Genomic DNA, 26,808 nt, shown 5'->3' on the forward strand with positions numbered 1-26,808 from the left:
ACACCGTCCGTCACAGGGAAGAACGTCCCAGGCCACCAGGAGATTCCCTGATTGCGCCGGGTCAACCCCGCGAGGGCCGTGTCACCGGCCCCGAGGAGAGCCGTGTCACCGTCCCGAAGGGGGCCGTGTCACGTTCCCGGAGGGGGCCGTGTCACGTTCCCGGAGGGGGCCGTGTCACGTTCCCGGAGGGGGCCGTGTCACTGTCCCGGAGGGGCCGTGCCGCCGACCTGAAAGATGGTCGCACGGCACGTCCCGTCTCGTCACGCGAGTTATCCGGCGCTCCGCGCCGCCTGCGGAGCGTCACTCTTCCAGTCCGCGTGACCCGGCATCGGCGGGGTCTTCTCGCCGTACAGCCAGGCCTTGAAGAACCCGCTCAGATCACGGCCCGCGATACCGGACGCCAGGTCCTCGAAGTCCGCCGTCGACGCGACCCCGTCGTGGTGGGCGCTCACCCAGACCCGTTCCAGCTGCTCGAAGGCCGGGCGCCCGATCTCCTCGCGCAGCGCGTACAGCACCAGCGCGGCCCCGTCGTAGACGTTCGGCCTGAAGATGCTGATCTTCTGGCCCGGCTTGGGCCCCTTCGGTGCCGCGGGCGGTCCCCCGGCGGCCCGCCAGGAGTCGGACGCCCGGTAGGCGGCCTTCATGCGCGTCGCCATGGGCCTGTCGGCCTTCTCCTCGGCGTACAGCGCCTCGTACCAGGTGGCGTGCCCCTCGTTCAGCCACAGGTCGGACCAGGTGCTCGGGCTGACACTGTCGCCGAACCACTGGTGCGACAGCTCGTGCACCATGATCGACTCGACGTACCACTTCGGGTACGCGGGCTCGGTGAAGAGCTCCTTCTCGAAGAGGGAGAGTGTCTGTGTCTCCAGCTCGAAGCCGGTCCGCGCGTCGGCCATCAGCAGCCCGTACGTCTCGAAGGGGTACCGGCCGACCTTCCCCTCCATCCAGGCGATCTGGTCGGGGGTCTTCTTGAGCCACGGTTCCAGCAGGGCCCGGTCCTTGGTGGGCACGACATCGCGTACCGGCAGGTCGTGCGGCCCGGTGCGGTGCAGCACGGAGGAGCGGCCGATGGACACCTGGGCCAGCTCGGTCGCCATGGGGTGCTCGGTGCGGTACGTCCAGGTGGTCGCCTTGCCGGCCCGGTCCGCTCCGGCGGGCAGACCGTTCGCCACGGCCGTGTAGCCGTCGGGCGCGGTGACGTGGATGGTGAACATCGCCTTGTCCGAGGGGTGGTCGTTGCACGGGAAGACCAGGTGCGCGGCGTCGGCCTGGTTGGCCATCGCGAGCCCGTCCTTGGTCTGCACCCAGCCGCCGTCCTGGTTCGCGGCGGGGACCGGGTCGCTGGTGTGGTGCACGGTGATCCGCATCCAGCCGCCCTCGGGCACCGGCTCCGCGGGCGTCACCACCAGGTCTTCCCCGGCGCTCTTGAAGGACGCGGGCGCCCCGTTGACGTCGACGGACCCCACTTTTCCGTGCGCGAAGTCGAGATTGACCTGGTCGAGCCGGGCGGACGTCACGGCGTCGATCGTGGTGACGGCCGCGAGCGGCTTGCTGTTGGTGCCGGGGTAGGTGAAGGCGAGGTCGTACGAGGCGACGTCGTACCCGGGGTTGCCCAGGTGCGGGAAGAGCCGGTCGCCGACGCCGAGCGGCATGGCCGGAGAGGGCGCGCTCGCGGCGATGAGGCAGACGGAGACGGCCGAGGCGAGCAGGGCCGCCTTGACGCGGCGGGTCCTGGGGAGGGCTGTCCTGGGGACGGGGATCCTGGGGCGGGGGGTGAGCGGCATGGACCACGGCTACCAGCGCGCACCCGCCGTACGGTGACGACGCGCGCCGGGTCCACCCGAAAGGGTCCTCCTACTGCGCGGCCGCCGCCTGGTGCCGAGCCCGGCTCACGTCGTACACGCCCGGCACGTTGCGCATCGCCCGCATCAGCCCGGGAAGGTGTGCCGCGTCCGGGAGTTGGAGCGTGTACGTGTGCCGTACGCGCTGCTCGCTCGGCGGTTCGACGGTCGCCGAGACGATGGCGACGCCCTCCGTGGCGATGGCTTCGGTGAGATCGGCGAGCAGATGCGGGCGCCCGAAGGACTCGGCCACCAGCGTGACCCGGCACTCGGTGGTGTCACCCCAGCTCACCCCGACCTCCGCGCGCCCCACGCCCTTCATGCTCTCGACCGCGGCGCATTCGACCCGGTGGACGGTGACCACTCCCCCGCGCACCGCGAAGCCGGTCACGTCGTCGGGCGGCACCGGCGTACAGCAGCCCGCGAGCCGTACGGACGCGCCGGACTGTTCGACGACGGCGTTCGCGGCGCCGGGGCGGGCGGTGGGTCCTTCGGCGGTCGGCCGGGGAGTCGCGGCGGGAGCCTCGGGTGCCTCGGAGTCACTGGGCGAAGGGTGCGCGGCCAGCCAGCGCTGGATGGCGATCCGCGCGGCGGGCGTGTGCGCGTGCTCCAGCCACTCCCTGGAGGGCTCTGAGGCCGGGTCCTGGCCCATGAGGAGCTGAACGGTGTCCCCGTCCCGCAGGACCGTACTCAGCGTCGCCAGGCGGCCGTTGACGCGGGCGCCCATGCAAGCGTGCGCGTCGTCGCCGTACTGCGCGTACGCGGCGTCCACGCAACTGGCGCCCTCGGGAAGGCCCAACGAGCCGCCGTCGGCGCGGAAGACGGTGATCTCGCGGTCCTGGGCGAGGTCTTCGCGCAACGTGGACCAGAAGGTGTCGGGGTCCGCGGCGCCCTCCTGCCAGTCGAGGAGCCGGGAGAGCCAGCCGGGGCGGGTCGGGTCGGCACGCTCACCGTCGACAGCACGCTCCGTCTGCTCCTGCGAGGACTGCTCCTCCGACGGAGGAGCGTACGGATTGCCGAGCGCGATGACCCCTGCCTCGGCGACCTTGTGCATCTGGTGGGTCCGGATGAGGACTTCGGCGATCTCGCCGTCCCCGCGCGCGACGGCCGTGTGCAGCGACTGGTAGAGGTTGAACTTGGGTACGGCGATGAAGTCCTTGAACTCCGAGACCACCGGCGTGAGACAGGTGTGCAGTTCGCCGAGGACTCCGTAGCAGTCGGCGTCCTCGTTCACGAGGACCAGGAGCCGTCCGAAGTCCGCGCCGCGCATGGGTCCGCGTTTGCGCGACACGCGGTGCACGGAGACGAAGTGCCTTGGGCGGATGAGGACTTCGGCCTGCAGGCCCGCCTCACGCAACACCGCGCGCACGTCTTCGGCGATCTCCGCGAGCGGATCTCCGTCGCGCGCGGTGTTCTCGACGATCAACTCCCTGGTGTGCTGGTACTCCTCGGGGTGCAGGATCGCGAAGACGAGGTCCTCGAGCTCGGTCTTCAGCGCCTGGACGCCGAGCCGTTCGGCGAGCGGGATCAGAACGTCCCTGGTCACCTTGGCAATTCGCGCCTGCTTCTCGGGGCGCATGACACCCAGGGTCCGCATGTTGTGCAGCCGGTCGGCGAGTTTGATCGACATCACCCGGACGTCGTTGCCGGTGGCGACGAGCATCTTGCGGAACGTCTCGGGCTCCGCCGCGGCCCCGTAGTCGACCTTTTCCAGCTTGGTGACACCGTCGACCAGATAACAGACCTCGTCGCCGAACTCCTCGCGCACCTGATCGAGGGTCACTTCCGTGTCCTCGACGGTGTCGTGGAGCAGGGAGGCGGTCAACGTCGTGGTCTCCGCGCCGAGTTCGGCAAGGATCAGGGTCACCGCGAGCGGGTGCGTGATGTACGGCTCGCCGCTCTTGCGCATCTGACCGCGGTGCGAGGACTCGGCGAGCACCCAGGCCCGGCGTAGCGGCTCCAGGTCGGCGCTGGGGTGGTGGGCGCGGTGAGCCTCGGCCACGTGGCCGATCGCGTCGGGCAGCCGGTCGCGGGCCACGGGGCCGAGCAGCGCTGCCCGGCCCAGACGCCGCAGATCGATCCGCGGAAGACCCTTCCTGCGATGCGCTGGGGACCCCCCCTGCTCAATCGGTACCGAGAGCTTGGGGGAAGGCATTACAGGGCCTGGCGTCGCGGGATTCGTCGCCTCCGCACTCATGGGCACCTCCGGCTGCGTAGACCGGCGGACGGGTGCCCCATGGCGTACACGGCTCAGGGGATGGTGTCGATCCCCCGTCCGGGCCGGTGCTTGATGCTACCGAGCCCACCACGTGCGGCTGACCGCCTCTCGCCGAGCGTGAAACGGATCACCCATTCGAGCGAAGGTTCAGGGGTTTACGGTTTCGAACCATTCGGCGAGAAGCTCACCTTCGGCCACGATCACAGCGGGGCCCGTCATCTCGATCTCGCCGTCCGGACGCTCGGTGATCACCAGGCGTCCGCCGGGCACATCCACGGTGTACGTCGCGGGAGCGCGGGTCACGGCCGGGTCCGCGCCGTCCCGGCGGGCCGCGGCGACGGCCACGGCACACGCGCCCGTGCCACACGAGCGGGTCTCCCCGGCGCCGCGCTCGTGGACACGCACCGCGACATGCTGCGGGCCCCGGTCGACCACGAACTCGACGTTCACCCCGTCCGGGTACGCCGACTCCGGGCTGAACGGCGGCGGCGCGAACAGATCGCCGGCGTGCGCGAGGTCGTCCACGAAGGCGACCGCGTGCGGATTGCCCATGTTGACGTTGCGCGCGGGCCAGCTGCGCCCGCCGACGCTCACGGTGACGTCCCCTTCGGGGAGGAGCGCCTTGCCCATGCCGACGGTCACGTCTCCGTCCTTGGCGAGGTGCACCGACTTCACGCCCCCGCGCGTGGCGATCGCGAAGTCACCTTCGGCCACATGTCCGGCTCGCTGGAGGTAGCGCGCGAACACACGCACTCCGTTGCCGCACATCTCCGCGATCGAACCGTCGCCATTGCGGTAGTCCATGAACCACTCCGCCTCGGCCGCCATCTCCTCGGCCTCGGGGTGCGCGGCGGACCGTACGACATGCAGCAGACCGTCTCCGCCGATGCCCGCGCGGCGGTCGCACAGGGCGGCGACGGCGGCCGGGGGCAGGTCGATGGCGTTCTCCGGGTCCGGGATGATCACAAAGTCGTTCTCGGTCCCGTGCCCCTTGAGGAAGGCGATCCGCGTGCTCATTCCTCGATCGTACGTGTTCGGTCCGACACTCCGGCGCGCACTCGCCCCGGCACAGCCGAGGCGACACATCACAGAGGTGAGGCCGGGCAACGCACGCCCCGGGTACGTCAGCGCAGCCGGGCCACGCGCCACACGGCGAGCACCGCCACCGCCGCGACGACCACGACGTACGCGATCACCACACGCCAGTCCGGGCGGCGGCCCGAACCGCGCTGCGGGAAGCCGGGCCAGGTGTAGCCGACCCGGCGGGCGGCCATCATGCCCCAGCCCGCCGCGCACGAGCAGATCAGCAGTCCGAGCATGGCGACCACGGCACCGCCGTCGCCGAACTCGAAGGCCAGCGGGAAGGCGAACATCAGGGAGCCGATCGCGGCCAGGGCCACGATGGGCGCGAGCTGCCAGATGCGCAGCCGGCGCTGGGGACGCAGCTCGACCTCGACCTCGGGCTCCGGGGACATCTCGCCGGGCCCGGGCCCGTCGGCGATCACACCGTCCGGGGTGTCCTCGGGTCCGTCGGAACTCAGCGGTTCTCCATCCGGATCGATCTCCAGACGATCTCCGTCCGGATCGATGCCGTGCTCAGTGTCTCGTGCAGTGTCACGAGGGCCGGCCTCCATCGCCACGCGCCCTCCCAACTCGGCATTCACTGGTCGATCGAAGCTCGATGATGGCACGGCGCCGGAGGCCGGGATGACGGCCGGAGCGTCCCGATGCCATGACGTGATCAGGCTGTGACCGGTCGTTCGACCAACGCCAGCGCGAGCTGCGGGAGTTCTGTGAGATCCGCCGCGGCCCCACTGAGCCAATGCACCCGTGGGTCGCGGCGGAACCATGAATCCTGACGGCGCGCGAAGCGCTTGGTCGCGCGTACGGTCTCGGCGCGCGCCTCTTCTTCATCGCACTCCCCAGCAAGCGCCGCGAGCACCTGCTGGTACCCGAGTGCGCGCGCGGCCGTGCGCCCCTCGCGCAAGCCCTGCGCCTCCAGCGCGCGCACCTCGTCGACGAGCCCCGCCTCCCACATACGGTCCACCCGGCGCGCGATGCGCTCGTCCAGCTCGGGGCGTGCGACGTCGACGCCGATCTGAAGGGTGTCGTACACCGAGTCGTGGCCCGGCAGGTTGGCGGTGAAGGGCTTGCCGGTGATCTCGATGACTTCGAGGGCGCGGACGATACGGCGGCCGTTGCTGGGCAGGATCGCGTGGGCGGCCTCCGGGTCGGCCATGGCCAGCCGCGCGTGCAGCGCGCCGGAGCCGCGCAGGGTGAGCTCCTCCTCAAGGCGGGCCCGCACCTCGGGGTCGGTGCCGGGGAACTCCAGATTGTCGACGGCCCCACGGACGTACAGCCCGGAGCCGCCCACCAGGATCGGCCAGCTGCCCTCGGCGAGCAGCGCGTCGATCCGGGCGCGGGCGAGCCGCTGGTACTCGGCGACGCTGGCCGTGACGGTCACGTCCCAGATGTCCAGGAGGTGGTGCGGGATCCCACCGCGTTCCTCGGGCGTCAGCTTGGCGGTGCCGATGTCCATCCCTCGGTACAACTGCATGGAGTCGGCGTTGACGACCTCGCCTCCGAGGCGTTGGGCAAGGAAAACGCCCAGATCGGACTTTCCTGCCGCGGTCGGTCCGACGACGGCGATGACCCGGGGGGCGGGCGGTGCGCTTCTCACCGTCCCAGTCTCGCAAACCTCCGGGCCTGTCCTCGAACGAGTTAAGTGACGGCACGAGTCCGGGGTCGTTGCCTGTTGCGAGGTTCCAGCCGCCGGTTTTCGAGGACCGGTGACCCGGGCGACGCAATGGGACGCACCGGGCAACGCGGGATTTCGCCCTCACGAGTAACGTATGGAGTGGATATGGGCGTTTTTGCACGGCTTCTCCGGAGGTCGAAGGCTACGGAGGAGGCGTCAACCGCTGAGGTGCAGGCCGACACACTGACGGCCGAGACCGAGGCGGAGGTGGCGGAAGAGGCGAAGGGTTCGTCCGAGACCGAGGACGAGGCGACGGCGGAGACCGCCGGTGCCGCCACCACGGAGGACGTGGAGATCCCCAAGCAGCAGACCGCCGAGAAGGCTGCCGACAACGAGGCCGGCGAGGGCGCCCGCAAGTAACTGCCCCTCGAGGGAAGGCGGACCATGGGTCTCCTGGACAATCTCAAAGCCAAGCTGGCGCCTGCCAAGGACAAGGTCTCGGACCTCGCGCAGCAGCACGGCGACAAGGTCAGTCATGGTCTCGACAAGGCCGCGAAGGTCGTCGACGAAAAGACCAAGCACAAGTACAGCGACAGGATCCAGACAGGCACGGGCAAGGCGAAGGGCGCCATGGACCGCCTCGCGCACAAGGACAGCAACGGCGCCACACCTCCCCCGGACGCGCCGTCCCCGCCTACGGCTTCCTGAACACAGCGCACGCACATCGCCGGACGGCCGAGGAGCACTCAGGGCTCCCGGCCGTCCGCCGCGTTCGGGGCGGGGTGGCCGGGGACCGGCTTCCTGGCGGGGGCGGTTTCCCGGCGGGGGCGGTTTCCCGGCGGAAGCGGCTTCCCGGCAGAGGCGACTTCCCGACGGGGGGCGAGGATCGCAGCCCGTCGGCCGCAGCAGCCAGTGAGTTGGCGCCGGAGTGCGCCGCAGCGGCTCAGTCGCAGCGGCTCAAGAGACTCCAGGCCACGCATGCCGCGAAGGGCCACGCCTCCCGGGCGGCCACGACGCGGAGGTCGGCGACTCCGCCGAGCACGTCCCGGCGCCAGCCACCCGGACGGCCCCTCAAGCGCCACCGGACTCAGGGACGCCCCCTGAACCACCACGCCAAGCCCCCGAAGCCGCCCGAGGAAGCCTTCAGGACCAGGCCGCCACCAGATACCCCACCCCGTACGGCGCGTCCTCGTACAGCAGTGCGCCGCCGAGCCCCGCGCCCTCCGCCGCGCCCGCGAGGACCTGCCAGGGGGCCCGCCCGGAGACCTTCAGCTCCTGCGCCAGCTCCGCGTCCAGCGCTTTGAGAGCCGGCACGTCCGCCGCCTCCAGCGCACGCGCGACCCCCGCGTCGAAGCCCGCCGCGCGCTCGTCGAGATAGCCGGGCGCCTTGAGCGTCCGGCACGCGCTGGCGTCGCCCATCACCAGCAGTGCCACCCGCCCGGCCCGCGCGCCGATGCTCTCCCCGACTTGGATACACCGCTCGGCCTCGAGAGGTTCCCCCACACCGAGACCCTCGACCGGGGCATCGGACCAGCCCGTGCGCTCGAGCAGCCACGCGGCGACGGCGAGCGAGGTCGGAAGTTCACGCTCAGAAGTGTCCGGGTCCGACGCCCCACTTCCCAGGCGTACGTTTCCCAGGCGTACGGCGAGATCCACGCCGAACCCGCGGAACGAGCCCCCGGTGCCCTCGAGGTGCGGACCGCGCCCGTTCTGTTCGGCGGGGCCCACGACGACCAGCAGGTCGGGGCGGGAGGCGGCGAGCACGCCCAGCGCGTCCGTGCAGGCGGCGCGCGCGGCGTCCAGCTCGGGCGCCGCACCGGCGGCGACGTCCGGGACGAGCAGCGGCGGACAGGGGCAGACTGCGGCGGCTACAAGCATGATCGGCAGCGTAGCCCCGCTCGGCGGCGGAACGTCACTCCTCGATCAGTACGTCGACACGCTGGACCCATTCCCGGCACGCGACGGAGTCCACCAAGTCAGTCGCAGCCGCACCCGCTGCTCGCCGCGACCGGCAGCGGCTCGGGCGCGCCGATCTTCGGCAGGCCGAGCATGACACCCGCCGGCTTCGCGGCCGCGGCGGCGTTGCGCTTCTCCCACGCGTCCCCCGCGCGCGTGCGGCGCACGTTCAGGACGGCGCCCTCGGCGAGGAGGTGGTGCGGGGCGGCGTAGGTGATCTCGACGGTGACGACGTCGCCGGGGCGCACGTCCTCGTCGGGCTTGGTGAAGTGGACCAGGCGGTTGTCGGAGGCGCGGCCGGAGAGGCGGTGTGTGGCACCGTCCTTGCGGCCCTCGCCCTCGGCGACCATCAGCTCCAGGGTGCGGCCGACCTGCTTCTTGTTCTCGTCCCAGGAGATCTCCTCCTGGAGGGCCACGAGACGCTCGTAGCGCTCCTGGACGACCTTCTTGGGGATCTGCCCCTCCATGGTGGCCGCCGGCGTTCCGGGGCGCTTGGAGTACTGGAACGTGAACGCCTGCGCGAAGCGGGCCTCGCGGACCGCGTGCAGGGTCTGCTCGAAGTCCTCCTCGGTCTCGCCGGGGAAGCCCACGATGATGTCGGTGGTGATCGCCGCGTGCGGGATACCGGCCCGTACCTTCTCGATGATCCCCAAGTAGCGCTCCTGGCGGTAAGAGCGGCGCATCGCCTTCAGGACCGTGTCCGAGCCGGACTGCATCGGCATGTGCAGCTGCGGCATGACGTTCGGCGTCTCGGCCATCGCGGCGATCACGTCGTCCGTGAAGTCGCGCGGGTGCGGCGAGGTGAAGCGCACCCGCTCCAGGCCCTCGATCCTGCCGCAGGCGCGGAGCAGCTTGCTGAAGGCCTCGCGGTCGCCGATGTCGCTGCCGTAAGCGTTTACGTTCTGCCCGAGCAGCGTGATCTCCGAGACGCCCTCGCCGACCAGTGCCTCGATCTCGGCGAGGATGTCGCCGGTCCTGCGGTCCTTCTCCTTGCCGCGCAGCGCCGGGACGATGCAGAAGGTGCAGGTGTTGTTGCACCCGACGGAGATGGAGACCCAGGCGGCGTACGCGCTCTCGCGGCGGGTCGGCAGCGTCGAGGGGAACGCCTCCAGGGACTCGGCGATCTCGACCTGCGCCTCTTCCTGCACGCGGGCGCGCTCCAGGAGGACCGGCAGCTTGCCGATGTTGTGCGTCCCGAAGACGACGTCCACCCAGGGAGCACGCTTCACGATGGTGTCGCGGTCCTTCTGGGCGAGACAGCCGCCGACGGCGATCTGCATGCCGGGGCGTTTCGTCTTCATCGGGGCGAGCCGGCCGAGGTTGCCGTACAGCCGGTTGTCGGCGTTCTCCCGTACCGCACAGGTATTGAAGACGACGACATCCGCGTCGCCGTCCGCGTCCTTGGGCGCGCGTACGTAACCGGCATCCTCCAAGAGGCCCGACAGGCGTTCGGAGTCATGGACGTTCATCTGGCACCCGTAAGTGCGCACTTCGTATGTCTTGGATTCCTGAACGTCCACTGCCTGGCTCCGGTCGCTGCTGCTCATGTGACAAGGGTAGGCGGTACCCGGAGTACCTCTTGTCCCCCTAGGCGTCAGCGGGGCCTCCACCCCTGGCTCCGCAGGATTTCGGACACGTTCGGCGCTCTGTAGTGGTCCCCCTTGAGCACCTTGCCGTCGTCCCGGCGGGCGACGCGGCCGTCGGGGCCAAGCTTCGTCATGTTGGACCGGTGGATCTCGGCGATCACCGCGTCGAGGTCGATCCCGTGGACGAGTGCCGTGCCGTACGCCACGTACACGACGTCGGCGAGCTCGTGCGCCAGCCGGTCCAGGGGGCCCGTGACCGAGACCTCGGCGACTTCGGCAGCCTCCTCTGCGAGAAGTTCACCGCGGTGGGCGGCGAGCTCCGGGGAGACCTCCGTCGGGACGGTGCGGGCGGCGAGACCGAAAGCCAGGTGGAATTCACGGACCAGGGAGGCGGGAGAGGCTTGCGTCGAGGGCTCCGTAGGGGAATGCATCAGGCGACCCTATCCAGGGGAGTCCGGAGAAGCTGTCCGCATCCGGGGGGAGTCCGGAGAACCTGCCTGCAGAATCCCAGCTCGCCCTGCTGACGGAGTCCCGTCAAGGCTGACGCCCCCTCCGCACCCCGCGAGCCCCGCCCTGGCCAGAACCGCGCCCGGACTGGCAGGATCGCGCGCATGTTCCAGGCACTCCCCCACATCGGCAGGCGCCGCGCGCTGTTCGGTTCGGCTGCCGGTTTCGTGGTCTTCGGGCTGCTGCTGTGGTGGCTGCTGCCGCTGGGCGAGGAGTCTCCTGGCGGGACGATCACGTTCAGCACGGGCACGCCGACCGGCGTCTACCAGAAGTACGGCGAGCTCCTTCAGGGCGCCCTCGCCAAGGACATGCCGCGTCTGGACGTACAGCTCCTGAACAGCGACGGCTCGCAGGAGAACGTCCGCCGTGTGGCCACGGGGGATGCCGACTTCACCGTCGCGGCGGCCGACGCGGTGGAGACGTACATGCTGCAGGACAAGCCGGGAGCGGACCAGCTGCGCAGCTGCGCCCGGCTCTACGACGACTATGTGCACCTGGTGGTCCCGCGCACGTCCTCCGTGCGGTCCGTGGCGGACCTGCGGGGCAAGAGGGTCGCCGTGGGACCGTCCGGCTCCGGGGTGCGGCTGATCGCGAATCATGTGCTCGAAGCGGCAGGGCTCGACCCGACGAAGGACGTAAAGCCGTTGGCCGAGGGCATCGGCACCATGCCGGGGCTGCTCAAACAGAAAAAGATCGACGCCTTCTTCTGGTCGGGCGGCCTTCCGACGAGTGCCGTGCTGGAGCTCTCCAAGAGCTACGACATCAGGCTGGTCCCGATAGGGAGCGACCTGATCAAGAAGCTGCACGAGCAGGGGGGCGCCTCCCGCTACTACCGGGCCGCGGTCATGCCCGCCGACGCCTACCCGAAGGCGCAGCTGGGCTCATCGGTGCAGACGGTGGCCGTGGCCAACCTGCTGGTGACGCGGGAGGACGCGGACGCGAAGCTCACCGAGGAGATCACCCGCACGGTGATCGACAGCCGCGACCGCATCGGCCGCAAGGTGCACGCGGCGCAGCTGGTGGACCTGCGGACGGCCATCTACACCGACCCGCTTCAGCTGCACGAGGGCGCGCGACGCTACTACCGGTCCGTCAAGCCCTAGCCGACCCGTCCCCGCCGCCAGAACACAGCAGCCCCCTCAGAAGCTGGACCGCGACCTCGGCACCCGCACCGTCACCCGCAGGCCGTGCGGCTCGTGATGGTCGTACGCGATGGAGCCGCCGGCCGCCGCGAGCAGTGCGCGGGAGATGGACAGGCCCAGTCCCGAGCCCTTGATGTTCTGGTGCCTGGCGCTGCGCCAGAAGCGGTCGCCGATGCGGGCCAGGTCCTCGTCGCTGAGGCCAGGGCCGCCGTCGGTGACCACCACGGTCGAGAACTCGCCGTTCGAGGCGACCTTCACGTCGACGCTCTCCCCCTCGGGCGTGAACTTCAGCGCGTTGTCGATCACCGCGTCCAGGGCACTGGACAGCGTGACCGGGTCGGTCCAGGCGGTCGTGGCCGGGCAGGTGCCGACGAGCCGTACGCCCTTGCTCTCGGCGACCGGTCCCCACGCGGCCACACGCTCGGACGTGAGCTCGCCGATGTCGGTGAGCCGCAGGTCCGCCTCGGCATGCTCGGCGAGCGCCAGGTCGAGGAGGTCGTCGAGGACCTCGGCGAGGCGCTTGCCCTCGGTCTGGACCGAGGCGATCTCCTCATTGCCCTCGGGGAGTTCGAGGGCAAGCAGCTCGATACGCAGCAGCAGCGCCGAGAGCGGGTTGCGCAGCTGGTGCGAGGCGTCGGCGACGAAGGCGCGCTGCTGCTCCAGGACGTCCTCGACGTTGTCCGCCATCTCATTGAACGACCGGGCCAGGCGCCGGAGTTCCGGCGGACCGCCGGCGGCCGCGACGCGGGACTTCAGGCGTCCGGTCGCGATGTCGTGGGTGGTGGCGTCGAGGACGCGTACGGGCCTGAGCACCCAGCCGGTGAGACGCAGCGCGGCGCCGAGGGCGAGGAGCATCGCGGCGACCTCGCCCGCGCCGATGATCAGCCAGCCGTGCAGGGTCCGCGAACGCATCTGCCCGGTGGGCGAGTCGGTGACTACGACGGCGACGACGTCGCCGTCCTTGACGACCGGGGACGCGACGATGAGCCGGTGCCGCTGCCAGGGCCAGACCTGTTCGGGGTCGTGGCTGCGGCGGCTCCCGAGCGCCTCGTTGAAGGCGTCGCGCCCCTCGCCCGTCTCGGGCAGCAACCAGGTGTCGGGGGCGTTGGCCATGGGGTCGTCATCGCGGTAGAAGACGCCGGCCCGGATGCCGTACAGGCTGTGGTAGCGGGCGAGTTCCTTGCTCAGGGTCTCGCGGCGTTCGTCCGTGGTGCCGCCCGTCCCGGGACCCGTCGACGGGTCGGCGACGTACTGCGCGAGGGCCGCGAAGCGTGCCGTGTCGTCGATGCGGTCGACGACCACCCTCTGCTGCTGCGCGGCCGCAAGGCTCGCCGCGAGCGGGATGCCGAGCGCGAGCAGCACGGCGGCCATCAGGACGATGAGCAGCGGGAAAAGACGTGTGCGCACCCGTCCCCGCTACGCCGCAGGCGCGACGAGCCGGTACCCGACGCCGCGCACGGTCTCGATCAGCGCCGGCATGCGCAGTTTGGAGCGCAGGGACGCGACATGCACCTCCAGGGTGCGCCCGGTCCCCTCCCAACTGGTCCGCCACACCTCGCTGATGATCTGCTCCCTGCGGAACACCACTCCGGGCCGCTGGGCCAGGAGCGCGAGAAGGTCGAACTCCTTGCGGGTCAGTTGGACAATCAAACCGTCCACACTGACCTGACGGGTGGGCAGTTCGATGTGCACGGGACCGAGCCGCAGTCCGCTCTCGGCGGAGGCCGATGCGTCGTCGGGGACGCTGCGCCGGCTGACGGCATGGATACGTGCGAGCAGTTCCCCCGTGTCGTACGGCTTCACTACGTAGTCGTCGGCTCCGAGGTTGAGACCGTGGATCCGGGAACGTACGTCGGCGCGTGCGGTGACCATGATCACCGGGGTGCTGGTCCGCTTGCGGATCTTGCCGCAGACCTCGTAGCCGTCCTGGTCCGGGAGGCCCAGGTCGAGCAGGACGACCCCGAAACCGTCGCTCTCCGGCACCAGCGCCTGGAGCGCCTCCTCGCCGCTGCGGGCGTGCGTGACGTGGAAACCGTGCCGCGCAAGGACCGCGGACAGAGCGGCGGCGACATGATTGTCGTCCTCGACGAGAAGCAGTCTCATGCCGGCCCCCTCCGGTTCATCGGTCGTACGGTCTCGGACTGTAAAAGTACGGGCACGCGCGCGCGTGCACCCTCGCAGTCACGCCGATAGGTAAGGACGGCGTCAAGAGGGTTCGGGTTGCGTGCGGCTTCCGTTACCCAGCCGGTACGCCCCCGACGATGATCGTTACGTGGCGTGTCCACCCGCTATCGGATCGTTATGCTCAATTTCCCCTCAGATGTAATGACGCTGGTCGTACGGGGTCACTACTGTCCTCCCAAACCGCGAGGACGGAGCCAAAGAGCGATGACCGAAGTATCGGTGGCCAAGGACGCCGTGGCCGCGACCGAGGAACTGGTCGTCCTGAAGAGCGTCAACAAGCACTTCGGCGCGTTGCACGTGCTCCAGGACATCGACCTGACGATCGCCCGTGGCGAGGTCGTCGTGGTCATCGGGCCCTCCGGGTCCGGGAAGTCCACCCTGTGCCGCACCATCAACCGCCTGGAGACGATCGACTCGGGCGACATCTCGATCGACGGCAAGCCACTGCCCGACGAGGGCAGAGCGCTCGCCCGGCTGCGGGCCGACGTGGGCATGGTCTTCCAGTCCTTCAACCTCTTCGCGCACAAGACGGTGCTCGAGAACGTGATGCTGGGCCAGATCAAGGTCCGCGGGGCCGACAAGAAGGTGGCCGAGGAGAAGGCCCGCGGCCTGCTCGACCGCGTCGGCGTCGCAACCCAGGCGGACAAGTACCCCGCACAGCTGTCGGGCGGCCAGCAACAGCGCGTCGCCATCGCGCGGGCGCTGGCGATGGACCCCAAGGTCATGCTCTTCGACGAGCCGACCTCGGCGCTCGACCCCGAGATGATCAACGAGGTCCTGGAGGTCATGCAGCAGCTCGCGCGCGACGGCATGACCATGATCGTCGTCACCCATGAGATGGGCTTCGCTCGTTCGGCTGCGAACCGAGTGGTGTTCATGGCCGACGGACGCATCGTCGAAGAAGCTGTGCCGGACCAGTTCTTCAGCAATCCCCGCAGCGACCGTGCCAAGGACTTCCTGTCGAAGATCCTGCACCACTGATCGTCTGTCGTACCTCTCCGTCACCGACGGCCCGCATCCGTCTTCATCCCAAAGGATGTTCACCATGAAGCTCCGCAAGGTCACCGCCGCCTCGGCCGCCGTGCTCGCCCTCGCTCTGTCCGCGACGGCGTGTGGCTCCGACGACAAGGACGACGCCGGCTCCGGCTCCAGCGGCGGCGGCACGATCAAGGTCGGCATCAAGTACGACCAGCCCGGTCTCGGCCTCAAGGAGCCCGACGGTTCCTTCTCCGGCTTCGACGTGGACGTGGCGACGTACGTGGCCAAGGAACTCGGTTACGACGCCGACAAGATCGAGTTCGTCGAGACCAAGAGCGCCGACCGCGAGAACGCGATCGCCCGTGGCGACGTCAAGTTCATCGCGGCCACGTACTCGATCAACGACGAGCGCAAGGAGAAGGTCAACTTCGCCGGCCCCTACCTGCTGGCCCACCAGGACCTGCTCGTCAAGTCGGACTCCGACATCGCCAAGGGCACGGACCTCAACGGCAAGAAGCTGTGCTCCGTGACCGGCTCCACCTCGGCGCAGAACGTCAAGGCCGACATCGCCCCGAAGGCCCAGCTGAAGGAGCTCAGCGGCTACTCGGAGTGCATCGCCGCTCTGCAGAGCGGCGCAGTGGACGCGGTGACCACCGACGACTCGATCCTCGCGGGCTTCGCCGCGCAGGACAAGTACAAGGGCCAGTTCAAGCTCACCGGCCTCAAGCTGAGCAACGAGAACTACGGCATCGGCGTGAAGAAGGACGACACCGCGACCACGGACAAGATCAACGCCGCCCTGACGAAGATGGTCAGTGACGGTTCGTGGCAGAAGGCCGTCGACGCCAACTTCGGTCCGGCCGGCTACAAGAACGAGCCCGCGCCGAAGATCGGCAACATCGTCTCGTAACGCAAGGCTCCGGCCCAGCAACGCAGGGTTCCATGACGCGCCGCCGCCCGCAGCGATCAGGGCGGCGGCGCGCCATGCCCTCCACGTAAGCCACACACCCGGAAGCGCGGGAGATCGTGTTCGACTTTCTTGAAGGTTACGACGTCCTCGGGGCGTTCTGGATGACGGTGAAACTCACCGCCCTCTCCGCCCTCGGCTCCCTGGTCCTGGGCACCCTGCTGGCCGCCATGCGGGTCAGCCCGGTCCCGCTCATGCGCGGGTTCGGCACCGCCTACGTGAACATCGTCCGGAACATCCCCCTGACCGTCATCATCGTCTTCGCCTCGCTCGGCCTCGCCGACATCTTCGGCGTGACGATGGGAGCGCCCGACGATTTCAAGGTCCAGGGCTTCCGCCTTGCCGTGCTCGGTCTGGCCGGCTACCACGCCGCGTTCGTCTGCGAGGCGCTGCGCTCCGGCATCAACACCGTGCCCCCCGGACAGGCCGAGGCGGCACGCGCCATCGGGCTGAGCTTCAGTCAGGTCCTGCGGCTCATCGTCCTTCCGCAGGCCTTCCGTTCGGTCATCGGCCCACTGGCCAACGTACTGATCGCGCTGACCAAGAACACCACGGTGGCGGCCGCGATCGGCGTCGCCGAGGCGGCCTATCTGATGAAGGAAATGATCGAGAACGAGGCCCAGACGATCGCCATCGGTGCCGTGTTCGCCTTCGGGTTCGTGGTACTGACCCTGCCGACCGGCCTCCTCCTCGGCTGGCTGAGCAAGCGACTGGCGGTGAAGCGATGACCTCGGTGCTCTACGACACCCCGGGTCCCCGCGCCAAGCGGCGCAATGTGATCTTCTCTGTGGTCTTCTTCGTCCTGCTTGCCCTCTTCCTGTGGTGGATCTGGAAGACCATGGACGACAAGGGCCAGCTGAAGTGGGACCTGTGGGAACCGTTCACCACGTCGCAGGCCTGGACGACATACCTGCTGCCGGGCCTGGCCAACACGCTGAAGGCCGCTGCGATCTCCATGGTGATCGCCCTTCCGTTGGGCGCGTTCTTCGGCATCGCACGCCTCTCCGATCACCGATGGGTGAGGGGCGCGGCCAGCACGGTGGTCGAGTTCTTCCGGTCGATCCCGGTCCTGCTGCTGATGCTGTTCGCCAACGAGTTCTACGTCCGCTCCACGGACATCGGAAGCGAAGAGCGGCCTCTCTACGCGGTCGTCACGGGCCTGGTGCTCTACAACGCCTCGGTCCTCGCCGAGATCGTGCGAGCGGGCATCCTCTCCCTGCCCAAGGGGCAGTCCGAGGCCGCCATGGCGGTCGGTCTGCGCAAGGGCCAGACGATGACCAACATCCTGCTGCCGCAGGCGGTCACCGCGATGCTGCCGGCCATCGTCAGCCAGCTCGTCGTCATCGTGAAGGACACCGCACTGGGCGGCGTGATGCTCGGGTTCACCGAGCTGCTCAACTCGCGCAGCACGCTGGCGGCCAACTACGCCAACGTCATCCCCAGCTTCATCGTGGTCGCGGTCATCTTCATCATCGTGAACTTCATCCTCACCAGCTTCGCCAGTTGGCTGGAGGGCAGGCTGCGGCGCAGCAAGAAGGGCACGGGCGTGGTCCTCGGCGAGGATGCGGTGGAGATCAACCCCGCTGCGGTGGGGGGCGGCTTCGGGACCGGTGGCGAGGGTGGCGGCCCGAGCGGCTTCACCTTCACCGACAAACCACCCCGATGATCTGATGCACAGTCAAGTGGCTTGAGCGACACGGAGGCAGTGGCATGATCGCCACTGCCTCCGTCACTTGACGCAAGCACCGGCAATAGGTTGCATACGTTCTGTGATCGTGCACCCCGCTCCAACTGCCTGTTCCCGTACGTCCCTCAGGGCATCGCTCCGGGCAGGGGGCACCGCGCCATGGACCCGGTGATCATCGTCGGAGCGGGGCCCGTGGGGCTCACGCTCGCCCTTGCGCTCGCCCGCCAGGAGGTCCCCTCCGTGGTCCTCGACGAAGGGCCCGGCAAGGACGAACAACGGCCCGCGCGGACGGTCGTTCTGCGCGAGGACACAGCCGCGCTGATCGAGCGGCTGACGGGTTTCCCCCTCTCCGAGGCCGGTTTCCGTTGGGCCGGATGGCGGTCGATGCGGCGCAAGCAGGTGATGCGCGAGATCAGGTTCGGTCCAGAGGGTTCCAAGGACGTGGAGGGCCCGGACGGCCCGAGCCGCTCAGCGGGCCCCGCTGGTTCAGGCGCTCCTGGTGACGCCGAATCCTTCGCCGCCCCCCTGCACCTCGCCCAGCACGTCCTGACCACTGCCCTGCGTGGGGCCCTCGCGGGCGAGCGGCTCGTCAAGATCGCCACGAGCAGCCGCCTCGACTCCGTCGAGCAGGAGACCTCGGGCGTCACCGCGCACACACGCGGCCCCAAGGGCACATGGTGGCGCGGCAGTTACCTCGTCGGCTGCGACGGGCCACGCTCGACGGTGCGCAAACTCCAGGACATCCGCTTCCCGGGCCGTACGGCCGTCGAACGACACGCCGTAGCGGCGCTGCGTACGGAACTTCCGTGGCCCGGCGAAGCGTTGTTGCACCGTATGCCGCCGTGGCGGACGTCGGGCCCTTCGGCCGGGGAGGTGACCGCCCGCCCCCTCGCCGACGGCGTGTGGCGACTGGACTGGCTGCTGCCCCCGGGAAAGGACCTGGTCACGCCTGATCTGCTGGTCGCGCGTATCCGGGAGACCCTCGGCGGCTGGAGCGGCGGCTCCACACCTCCGTACGAGCTGCTCGACACCGGAGTCCACACCGTCCACCACCGTCTCGCCCGCCGGTGGCGGTCCGGCCGTGTCTTCCTCGCCGGGGACGCCGCGCACCTGCTCGGCGCACTCGGCACCCAGGGCCTGGACGAGGGGCTGCGGGACGCCGACAACCTCGCCTGGAAACTGGCGCTGGCCTGGCACCACGGCCCGCACGAGACGCTGCTCGACAGCTACCAGGCCGAGCGGCGCGCGGTCGTCGCGGCCCGGCTGCGCGCCGCCGACCAGTCGCTGCCGCTGCTGCGCGGCGGCGGAGGGCTGCGCTCGTACGTCCCCGGATCCGCCCGGGGACACGACACGCTACTCACGGACGGTCACCTGGGGCGCGGCCCGCTGGGTGCGCCGGGGGCGTACGCCGATTCGCCGCTCGCGCCTCCGTACGCCGAGTCGGAGACGCCCGTGGACACTGCGCCCGGTGCGCCGGTCGTCGACGTGCGGGTGACGGCGGAGGACGGTTCGTTCGTACCGCTGCGGGAGCGGCTCGGGCGTGGGGCGCTGCTTGTGGTGCTGATCGCGCCCGGTACCGGCGTGTGGGAGCGCAAGCACTGGGTGACCGCCGGAATCATGCCCCGGCTCGCGGCCGCTGTGACCGCGCTGCCGCACCCGGCCGAGCTGCTGGTCGCGGAGAGCTACCCCGGCGCGGCGGCGCACACCGTGCTGCTCATCCGCCCCGACGGGCACCTGGTCACAGCGCTGAGCGGGGTGCGCCCGGCCGATCTGTACGCGGCGGCCGAGGCCACGCTGGGCGGACCGGCGAAGGCCGAGGCGACGGCCAGTACCAGCTGATCCGGCGGTCGCTCGAGCCTCGCTTGAGCGACCGTGGACCAGGGGTCCACATAGTGACTGTCAGTTGACCCTCCCCCACCGCCATGGTGTACTCCGGATCGTGACCGATACCTGTGTGCACCTGTGGCGGAGGGTCCATATGGACCTGGTCCGCTACGCGGGCTGCATCTGTCACCCGTCCTGCTGATTCGCATCCTTCTTCCCGCGTGAGCCGCCTCTGCATGGCCGCGGGCTCCAAGCGAAACCTTCAGGACGGTACGCGTGTCTGTGTCACCCTCTGTTTCCGCGCCTTCCGCGCCCCCTCAAACTCCCACCCAGGCCGAGCTGCTCGACTTCGTGCGCCGTAGTGCCGCCGACGCCGAGCTGATCGCCTCGCTCCCGCTCGATCCCGAGGGCCGCACCTGGGTGCGTCTCGAAGGCCCCGGGGGCAGCGAGGCCTGGCTGATCGGCTGGCCGCCCGGTACCGGAACCGGCTGGCACGACCACGCCGACTCGGTCGGCGCCTTCCTCACCGCGTCGGGCGAACTCAAGGAGTACTCGCTCGCCGCTCGGCTACCCACCGACGGCTGGAAGACCCTCGAACTCACCGAAGGGGTGGACCGCGAGCGGCGGTTGACGGCCGGCAAGGGCCGCTCCTTCGGCCGTCACCATGTGCACGAGGTGCTCAACGAGTCCACCGAGGAGCACGCGATCTCGGTCCACGCCTACTACCCGCCCCTGCCGCGGATCCGCCGCTACAGCCGTACGGGCCAGGTGCTGCGCCTGGAGCAGGTCGAGCGCCCGGAGGACTGGCAGTGACCGCTCAACGCCCGGTGGGAGTGGACGAGTTGCTGGACCGGGTCCGCGAGGAACTCGACCGCGTGGAGGCCAAGGAGGCGTACGACGCCGGACAGGCCGGCGAGGCCCTCCTGGTCGACATCCGGTACGCCGCCCTGCGCGAGCGCGACGGCCTGATCCCCGGCGCCCTCGTCGTCGAGCGCAACGAACTGGAGTGGCGGCTCGACCCCCAGGGAAGTCACCGCGCCCCGGAGGCCACGAGCCACGACCTGCGGGTCGTGGTGGTGTGCAACGAGGGGTACGCGTCGAGCCTCGCGGCCGTGTCCCTGCGGCAGCTGGGACTGCACCGGGCGACCGACCTGGTCGGAGGCTTCCAGGCGTGGAAGGCGGCCGGGTTTCCGGTGAAGGAGTAACGGCCCAGGCAGTACGCCGATGTGGGCGCCCCCTGATGTAAGGGGCGCCCACCATTGCGTACTGCCCCTTACTCCTTGGCCGTGGCCACAGTGACGGGGCGGGGCGCGAGCGCCACTCGGCCGGGCAACGCGGTGGCGACGAGGGCAAGGAGCCCGGCGGCGGCGACAACCACGGCGTACACCAGCGGGGTGACCGCCGGAGCCGCGCCACCCGTCATGCCGATGCTGAAGGCGGTCAGGACGGCGAGCGCGATTCCGCTGCCGAGGGCGGTGGCGAGCAGCAGGACCGAGAGGGTCTCCGTGCGCAGCATTCGCAGCACCTGACGGCGGGTCGCTCCGGCGAGACGGAGCATCGCGAACTCGCGGACACGCTCGGAGACGGACATCGCGAGCGTGTTGACGACGGCGATGGCGGTGAAGGCCAGAACCAGTCCCATGGCGAGGTAGTTGACCTCGGCGTTCGCCTGCTGCCGCTCGGCCTGGATCGAGTCGGCGGCGGCCGGCGCGAGAACTTCGACAGCCGGGAACTCACGCAGCGTAGTCGCGAGTTGTGTCTGTGTACGGGCGGTGCTGACGAGGACGGAGGTGGCGAGCGGGTTGTCCACGTGGCGGGCGATCAGGTCATGGGCGAAGGTGAGGTCTCCGAAGCCGAGGCCCTTGGCGTAAACGGCGGCGACGGTGAGCGTGGCCGGCGTGCCGTCGCCAAGGGTGAGTTTCAGGGTGCTTCCCGGCTTCAAGTGGAGCTGGTCGGCAGCGAGTTCACTGACGGCGACAGTGTTGCTCTTCAGGTGGTTCAGGGAGCCCGCGGTGACGTCCGGGTCCCAGGTGCGGGCGAGGCCGCCGGGTGTGACGCCTTGGGCCGCGTACTTGTCGAGGCCCACACGGACGGTCGTGCGGACCACTTCGGTGACGATGTCGTCGTGTGTACGCAGCTGCCGTGCGGCCTCGGCCGGGACTCCGGGCCCCTGGGCGGCCAGCACCCAGTCGGCGCGGATTCCTTCGCGGGCCTGAGCGCGGGCGGCGTCGCCCAGGGTCGGCTGGACGAAGAGAACCGTGCAGGTCATACCGATGAGGAGGGTGAGCGGAGTGACGACGGAGGCCATGCGGGCGGCGTTGCCGCGGAGGTTGGCGCGCGCGAGCCTGCCGCCCGGACCGCTCAGCCGCAGCGGGCCCGCAAGGATGACCGCGGCTGCCCGGACCAGGAGCGGTCCCAGCAGCGCGACTGCGGTGGCGAGGACCACAACGGCCAGGAAAGTCACGGGCGTTGAGGCGGGCTCGGTGCGCAGGAAGCTGAGAACGACGATGAGGACGGTGCCCCCGGCCAGCAGCGCGAGACCGGCGAGGATACGACCCCACGCGGGGCGGGTGCGCTCGGTCCGGGCTTCGGCGAGCGCTTCGGCCGGACGGATCCGGGTGATACGGCGTGACGAGATACGAGCGGCGGCCCAGGCCCCGAGAAGCGTCGCGATGATCGCGGCGAAGAACGGGAAGACGCTGACGGTGTGCTGAAGGGTGGCGGGGACGGCGCCCATGGCCACGAACCTGCTGTGCAACCAGCTCCCCAACGGCAGCCCGGCAAGTGCGCCTGCCGTACCTGCGGCGGCCCCGACGATCAGGGCTTCACGGCCGAGAAGTGTGCGGATCTGGCCCCGTGTGGCGGCGATGGCGCGCAGCAGGGCGAGTTCACGGTGACGCTGCTGCACGGAGAGCGCGAAGGTGCCGACGACCACCAGCACGGCCACGAGCAGCGAGGTGCCACCCATCGCGCCGCCCATGCTGATCAGCCTCGTGCGGGCTGCGGCCGCGTCCAGGAACTCGACCGGACCACGCTCGTCACCCGCGCTGACCTGCGCGGTCGTGCCGTTCAACGCCTTGGTGACGGCCTGTTCGAGGGTGGCTGTGTCGGTGCCCTTGGCGGGCAGCACGCCGAAGGCGGTGACCTGGCCGGGGTGAGCGGCGAGGCGACGGGCTTCGGCGGTGGAGAAGAAGAGGGAGGTCTGGTGGCGTACGGCCTTGGTGGGCGCGGCGATTCCGGTGACACGGTAGGTGCGCGGGGACTGCGTGGACTGGACCGTGAGCCGGTCGCCGGGCTTGAGGTGGGCGCGCTCGGCGAGGTAGCGGTCGACGACGAGGTCGCCGTCGGCCTGGGGCGCGGTGCCGGTGGTCAGCGTGTACGGGGTCAGCGCGGCGGAGTCCCAGGCGTGACCGTAGGCGGGCCGGCTCTTCTCGACCGACCCGGTGGGTGTCAACGGCTGGGCGAGGAAGGTCAGTTCGGGGACGACTCGGTCCACGCCCGCGACCCCGCTGAGCCGTGCGGCGAGGTCGTCCGGGAGCCAGGCCCGTTCGGCGATCGGCTTGGCCTTGTGTTTGACCTTGGTCTTGCCCTTCTTCTGCTTGACGGTGGTCTGGTGGACGTTCTGGTCGGCGGAGACCACTACGGGGGCGGCGGCATAGCGTTCGGTGCCGATCGTGCCGCGCAGACCCGTTTCAAGGAGGGTGCCGCAGGCGGTGATGAGGGCGGCCGCGCACATCAGGGCGAGGAAGGCGCCGAGGAAGGCGCCGAGGAAGCCGCCTTTGCGGGCTCGGACGGTCTTGAGTGCGTAGCGCAGCATCATGAGGGGTCGCTCTCTGTTCTGTTGTGGGGTTCCGGGCGGCTCGCGGGCGCGGCGTCCGGCGCCGGGAAGGCCAGGAAGCGGGTGAGCACGGTGCGGGCGCCGGGCGGTGTGTCACCCTCGGGGCGCTTGTAGCGGTTGAGGAGAGCGATGTACTCCTCGAAGAACGCGCGGAGTTCGGGGAGGGTCAGCCGGATGCTGCCGCGCGAGTACGGGAAGGCGTCGGCCCAGGGATCGCCGCCCGCGTCCATCTGGGGCTGCGCCTGCGCCTGCAGCTGCAACTGCTCGAAGAGTTCGAGGTCGGCGGCGTACGCGTGGTGGTTCAACTCGTCCATCACGAGCCGCATCTCGGGACTCTGACGACTGCGCGGCGGGAAGCGTCGGTCACCGGGGACGGCCCGCCACCAGCGCTCCCGGCCATGGCCGGTCGCCTCGGTCTGCTCCTCGACGAAGCCGTACCGGGCGAGTTCACGCAGGTGGTAGCTGGTGGCTCCGGTGTTGAGTCCGAGCGCCCGCGCCAACGTCGCCGAGGTGGCGGGACCGTGCACGGTGAGGTGCTGGAGCATGCGCTGCCGACGCGGTTGCGCAAGGGCCTTGAGCGTGGCGAGGTCGGAGAGCTCCGTGGACGTGTGCGGCGCCTTGGCCGTCCGCCCCTCCGGGGGGTCCGTCGCGCCGGGTTCCTGTGCCATGGGTACACAGTTGTCTGTGCACAGGTACCTGTGCAGTGCGGCGACCCGGCGTCTTCAAGCGGGGGTTAACCCCACCAGCTCGGAACCCGGGGTCCGCCGGTGACGCGAGGCGCCGGAACTGGACCGAGGCACCCGGCGGTCCGGCCCAGTTCCGGCGCTACGTCGGCACCAGGTCACCAGGTCACCGCGTCACCGCGTCACCGCGTCACCAGGTCACCAGGTCACCGCGTCACCGCGTCACCGCGTCACCGCGTCACCGGGAAGCGAACCGCCGGGGTAGTCCGGGCCGCCCGGAATTCGGATTGCTCAGCGGCGATCCGACTCACCCCAGCAACTCCGAGCCCCGCATGGCTCCAGAACCGAACCCCGCAGGGTCAGAACCCCTCGTCCCCAAGACCTTCCGTGTCCTCGCCCTCTTCCTCCAGCGCCCGGCGAACCACTCTCAGGGCCATCCCCTCGGGATAGCCCTTGCGGGCGAGCATGCCCGCGAGGCGCCGCAGCCGCTTGTCCCGGTCGAGGCCGCGTGTGGCACGCAGCTTGCGGGCGACCAGCTCGCGCGCGGTCGCCTCCTCCTGCTCGGAGTCGAGCTGCCCGACGGCCTCGTCGATCAGCGTCGCGTCCACGCCCTTGGTCCGCAGCTCCTGCACGAGCGCCCGTCTGGCCAGGCCCCGACCGTGATGCCGGGACTCCACCCAGGCGTCCGCGAAGGCGCCGTCGTTGATCAGGCCGACCTCCTCGTACCGTGACAGCACCTCGTTCGCCACGTCGTCGGGGATCTCGCGCTTGCGCAGCGCGTCCGCGAGCTGTTTCCGCGTGCGCGGGGTCCCGGTGAGCAGGCGCAGACAGATCGCCCGCGCCCGCTCAGCCGGGTCCCCTGGGGACTCCCCCTTCTCGGCCCTCGACGAGGAAGGGGCGCCTCCGTCCTGTGGGTCGCCGGACGACTCACCAAAACCGGCACGTCTCCGACGCCCTCGTCCACCGCGCGGCCCGCCGTCACCGCGCCGACCGCCGCCCCGGCGCGAGCCACCGCCGGGCGAACCCTCGCCCCAAGGCAGGCCTTCACCGCCCCGCGAGCCGCTCTCCGGCGACGACCCCCCGCCGTCCGGGTCACCGCCGTAGAACCCGCCGGCGCCAGACGTCCCAGCACCGCCGTACGCCCCGTCACCGCCATACGCTCTGTCGCCGTCTCCGGCCGAGCCGCCCATGCCCCCGTCGTACCCCTGCCCCTGCCCCTGCCCCTCCGGGGCGGCAGGGTAGGCGTACTCGGCCCAGTCGGTTCGTCGCGTCATGGGCTAGCTCTTGGCCGCCGCGGTCTTGGGCTTGGCGGCCTTGGTCGCCGGAGCGGGCACCGTCTTCGCCGCCTCGTCCGAAGCGACCGTGACCGCCGCGTCCGCGCCGGGCTCGGCGGTGGGCTTCTCCGGCTTCACGCCGACGCCCAGCTTCTCCAGGATCTTCTTCTCGATCTCGTTGGCGAGATCGGGGTTGTCCTTGAGGAAGTTGCGCGCGTTCTCCTTGCCCTGGCCGAGCTGGTCGCCCTCGTACGTGTACCAGGCGCCGGCCTTGCGGACGAAGCCGTTCTCCACGCCCATGTCGATCAGGCCGCCCTCGCGGCTGATGCCGTGGCCGTAGAGGATGTCGAACTCGGCCTGCTTGAAGGGCGGCGCGACCTTGTTCTTGACGACCTTGACGCGAGTACGGTTGCCGACCGCGTCCGTGCCGTCCTTGAGGGTCTCGATGCGGCGGATGTCGAGTCGCACCGAGGCGTAGAACTTCAGTGCGCGGCCACCGGTCGTGGTCTCCGGGGAGCCGAACATCACGCCGATCTTCTCGCGGAGCTGGTTGATGAAGATCGCGGTGGTCCCGGACTGGTGGAGCGCGCCTGTGATCTTGCGGAGCGCCTGGCTCATCAGACGGGCCTGCAGACCCACGTGCGAGTCACCCATCTCGCCCTCGATCTCCGCGCGCGGCACCAGGGCTGCGACGGAGTCGATGACGATCAGGTCGAGTGCACCGGAGCGGACCAGCATGTCCACGATCTCCAGAGCCTGCTCGCCGTTGTCCGGCTGCGACAGGATCAGGTTGTCGATGTCGACGCCGAGCTTCTTCGCGTACTCGGGGTCGAGGGCGTGCTCGGCGTCCACGAAGGCCACCTGGCCGCCCGCCTTCTGCGCGTTCGCCACCGCGTGCAGAGTCAGCGTTGTCTTACCGGAGGACTCCGGTCCGTACACCTCCACCACTCGGCCGCGCGGCAGTCCGCCGACGCCGAGGGCGACGTCGAGGGCGGTCGACCCGGTGGGGATGACCTCGATGGGCTCATTCGGCCGCTCGCCCAGACGCATCACTGCGCCCTTGCCGAATTGCCGTTCAATCTGTGCGAGTGCGGCGTCCAACGCCTTCTCGCGGTCGGTTCCTGCCATGGGTTCCACCCGATTTACTTGAGTCGATCGCTTCACGTCAAAGACGCTAACGCCTGCCACTGACAATGCGCCCCGACGCCCGTCCGACCTGTGGATAACTCGGGCACATCTCCGTGAAAACCCTGCCGAAATCCCCGTCGAGAACCCGGCCGGAGACTCCATGAGAATGGATGTTCGATTTTGGTGTCAAGCGCACCACGCGGCATCACCGAGAGTTCACCGGCGCTCCCGCACCGGCTGGATCCCGGGCCTCGCACCTCACCCGGGCATCCGGCGTGCACAGCGGCCCGCTGCTAC

The 26,808-nt window shown here is 70.0% G+C and carries 25 protein-coding genes; 11 read left to right on the forward strand and 14 right to left on the reverse strand.

The window, feature by feature from the left end:
* Window positions 1-269: 269 nt before the first annotated feature.
* The 5 genes from OG246_RS40765 to miaA all read right to left on the reverse strand — a co-directional run bounded on the left by OG246_RS40765 (window position 270) and on the right by miaA (window position 6,739).
* Window positions 270-1,784: a M1 family metallopeptidase gene (locus OG246_RS40765; protein ID WP_266474348.1), complete on the reverse strand. Its 1,515-nt coding sequence runs from the start codon at window positions 1,782-1,784 to the stop codon at window positions 270-272.
* 70 nt (window positions 1,785-1,854) lie between these two features.
* Window positions 1,855-4,038, reverse strand: a complete 2,184-nt coding sequence (locus OG246_RS40770) for a bifunctional (p)ppGpp synthetase/guanosine-3',5'-bis(diphosphate) 3'-pyrophosphohydrolase (protein ID WP_266474349.1) — start codon at window positions 4,036-4,038, stop codon at window positions 1,855-1,857.
* Between the two features lie 168 nt (window positions 4,039-4,206).
* Window positions 4,207-5,076, reverse strand: coding sequence for a diaminopimelate epimerase (gene dapF, locus OG246_RS40775; protein WP_266474351.1), 870 nt, complete (start codon window positions 5,074-5,076; stop codon window positions 4,207-4,209).
* 107 nt (window positions 5,077-5,183) lie between these two features.
* Entirely contained in the window at window positions 5,184-5,693 is a 510-nt protein-coding gene (locus OG246_RS40780) for a hypothetical protein (RefSeq protein WP_266475054.1), read from the reverse strand.
* A 107-nt stretch (window positions 5,694-5,800) separates the two neighbouring features.
* Window positions 5,801-6,739 carry a tRNA (adenosine(37)-N6)-dimethylallyltransferase MiaA gene (gene miaA / locus OG246_RS40785; protein ID WP_266474353.1) on the reverse strand — a complete coding sequence of 313 codons (939 nt, stop codon included), beginning with the start codon at window positions 6,737-6,739 and terminating at the stop codon, window positions 5,801-5,803.
* 246 nt (window positions 6,740-6,985) lie between these two features.
* Here miaA and OG246_RS40790 point away from each other — a divergent pair, with 246 nt between their 5' ends.
* Entirely contained in the window at window positions 6,986-7,177 is a 192-nt protein-coding gene (locus OG246_RS40790) for a gliding motility protein (protein WP_323178371.1), read from the forward strand.
* Between the two features lie 24 nt (window positions 7,178-7,201).
* Window positions 7,202-7,465: an antitoxin gene (locus OG246_RS40795; protein WP_266474356.1), complete on the forward strand. Its 264-nt coding sequence runs from the start codon at window positions 7,202-7,204 to the stop codon at window positions 7,463-7,465.
* A 435-nt stretch (window positions 7,466-7,900) separates the two neighbouring features.
* Here OG246_RS40795 and OG246_RS40800 read toward each other — a convergent pair whose 3' ends face one another.
* The 3 genes from OG246_RS40800 to OG246_RS40810 all read right to left on the reverse strand — a co-directional run bounded on the left by OG246_RS40800 (window position 7,901) and on the right by OG246_RS40810 (window position 10,730).
* Window positions 7,901-8,635 (reverse strand): class III extradiol dioxygenase subunit B-like domain-containing protein, encoded by a 735-nt coding sequence (locus OG246_RS40800; RefSeq protein WP_266474357.1) that lies wholly within the window; start codon window positions 8,633-8,635, stop codon window positions 7,901-7,903.
* A gap of 98 nt (window positions 8,636-8,733) precedes the next feature.
* Window positions 8,734-10,260 (reverse strand): tRNA (N6-isopentenyl adenosine(37)-C2)-methylthiotransferase MiaB, encoded by a 1,527-nt coding sequence (miaB, locus tag OG246_RS40805; RefSeq protein WP_266474358.1) that lies wholly within the window; start codon window positions 10,258-10,260, stop codon window positions 8,734-8,736.
* A 47-nt stretch (window positions 10,261-10,307) separates the two neighbouring features.
* Window positions 10,308-10,730, reverse strand: a complete 423-nt coding sequence (locus OG246_RS40810; protein WP_266474360.1) for a MazG nucleotide pyrophosphohydrolase domain-containing protein — start codon at window positions 10,728-10,730, stop codon at window positions 10,308-10,310.
* Between the two features lie 180 nt (window positions 10,731-10,910).
* Here OG246_RS40810 and OG246_RS40815 point away from each other — a divergent pair, with 180 nt between their 5' ends.
* Window positions 10,911-11,909 (forward strand): TAXI family TRAP transporter solute-binding subunit, encoded by a 999-nt coding sequence (locus OG246_RS40815; protein WP_266474361.1) that lies wholly within the window; start codon window positions 10,911-10,913, stop codon window positions 11,907-11,909.
* 36 nt (window positions 11,910-11,945) lie between these two features.
* Here OG246_RS40815 and OG246_RS40820 read toward each other — a convergent pair whose 3' ends face one another.
* Window positions 11,946-13,355, reverse strand: coding sequence for a HAMP domain-containing sensor histidine kinase (locus OG246_RS40820; protein ID WP_266474363.1), 1,410 nt, complete (start codon window positions 13,353-13,355; stop codon window positions 11,946-11,948).
* Between the two features lie 9 nt (window positions 13,356-13,364).
* Window positions 13,365-14,051 (reverse strand): response regulator transcription factor, encoded by a 687-nt coding sequence (locus OG246_RS40825; RefSeq protein WP_266474365.1) that lies wholly within the window; start codon window positions 14,049-14,051, stop codon window positions 13,365-13,367.
* Window positions 14,052-14,336: 285 nt separating this feature from the next.
* Here OG246_RS40825 and OG246_RS40830 point away from each other — a divergent pair, with 285 nt between their 5' ends.
* The 8 genes from OG246_RS40830 to OG246_RS40860 all read left to right on the forward strand — a co-directional run bounded on the left by OG246_RS40830 (window position 14,337) and on the right by OG246_RS40860 (window position 20,793).
* Window positions 14,337-15,113, forward strand: coding sequence for an amino acid ABC transporter ATP-binding protein (locus tag OG246_RS40830; protein WP_266474367.1), 777 nt, complete (start codon window positions 14,337-14,339; stop codon window positions 15,111-15,113).
* Between the two features lie 64 nt (window positions 15,114-15,177).
* Window positions 15,178-16,020 (forward strand): glutamate ABC transporter substrate-binding protein, encoded by an 843-nt coding sequence (locus OG246_RS40835; protein WP_266474369.1) that lies wholly within the window; start codon window positions 15,178-15,180, stop codon window positions 16,018-16,020.
* A 116-nt stretch (window positions 16,021-16,136) separates the two neighbouring features.
* Window positions 16,137-16,805: an amino acid ABC transporter permease gene (locus tag OG246_RS40840; protein ID WP_266474372.1), complete on the forward strand. Its 669-nt coding sequence runs from the start codon at window positions 16,137-16,139 to the stop codon at window positions 16,803-16,805.
* Window positions 16,802-17,743: an amino acid ABC transporter permease gene (locus OG246_RS40845; RefSeq protein ID WP_266474374.1), complete on the forward strand. Its 942-nt coding sequence runs from the start codon at window positions 16,802-16,804 to the stop codon at window positions 17,741-17,743. The genes OG246_RS40840 and OG246_RS40845 overlap by 4 nt, the downstream gene beginning before the upstream one ends.
* Window positions 17,744-17,923: 180 nt before the next feature.
* Window positions 17,924-19,603, forward strand: a complete 1,680-nt coding sequence (locus OG246_RS40850) for an FAD-dependent monooxygenase (RefSeq protein WP_266474375.1) — start codon at window positions 17,924-17,926, stop codon at window positions 19,601-19,603.
* Window positions 19,604-19,718: 115 nt separating this feature from the next.
* Window positions 19,719-19,790, forward strand: a complete 72-nt coding sequence (locus OG246_RS42855) for a putative leader peptide (protein ID WP_323178383.1) — start codon at window positions 19,719-19,721, stop codon at window positions 19,788-19,790.
* 74 nt (window positions 19,791-19,864) lie between these two features.
* Complete coding sequence (locus OG246_RS40855; protein ID WP_266474378.1) at window positions 19,865-20,401, forward strand: cysteine dioxygenase; 537 nt, start codon at window positions 19,865-19,867, stop codon at window positions 20,399-20,401.
* Window positions 20,392-20,793 (forward strand): rhodanese-like domain-containing protein, encoded by a 402-nt coding sequence (locus OG246_RS40860; protein WP_266475056.1) that lies wholly within the window; start codon window positions 20,392-20,394, stop codon window positions 20,791-20,793. Before OG246_RS40855 ends, OG246_RS40860 begins: the two co-directional genes overlap by 10 nt.
* 68 nt (window positions 20,794-20,861) lie before the next feature.
* Here the strand turns inward: OG246_RS40860 and OG246_RS40865 are convergent, their stop codons facing one another.
* The 4 genes from OG246_RS40865 to recA all read right to left on the reverse strand — a co-directional run bounded on the left by OG246_RS40865 (window position 20,862) and on the right by recA (window position 26,511).
* Window positions 20,862-23,408, reverse strand: a complete 2,547-nt coding sequence (locus OG246_RS40865) for an ABC transporter permease (protein ID WP_266474380.1) — start codon at window positions 23,406-23,408, stop codon at window positions 20,862-20,864.
* A complete protein-coding gene (locus OG246_RS40870) occupies window positions 23,405-24,094 on the reverse strand; it encodes a helix-turn-helix transcriptional regulator (protein ID WP_266474381.1) in 690 nt (229 codons plus the stop codon). Before OG246_RS40870 ends, OG246_RS40865 begins: the two co-directional genes overlap by 4 nt.
* 374 nt (window positions 24,095-24,468) lie before the next feature.
* On the reverse strand, window positions 24,469-25,383 hold the full coding sequence (gene recX / locus OG246_RS40875) for a recombination regulator RecX (RefSeq protein ID WP_266474384.1): 915 nt from the start codon (window positions 25,381-25,383) through the stop codon (window positions 24,469-24,471).
* A 3-nt stretch (window positions 25,384-25,386) separates the two neighbouring features.
* Entirely contained in the window at window positions 25,387-26,511 is a 1,125-nt protein-coding gene (gene recA, locus OG246_RS40880; RefSeq protein WP_266474386.1) for a recombinase RecA, read from the reverse strand.
* Window positions 26,512-26,808: the final 297 nt, after the last annotated feature.

The sequence above is a fragment of the Streptomyces sp. NBC_00620 genome (genome assembly GCF_026341825.1).
Lineage (GTDB): Bacteria > Actinomycetota > Actinomycetes > Streptomycetales > Streptomycetaceae > Streptomyces.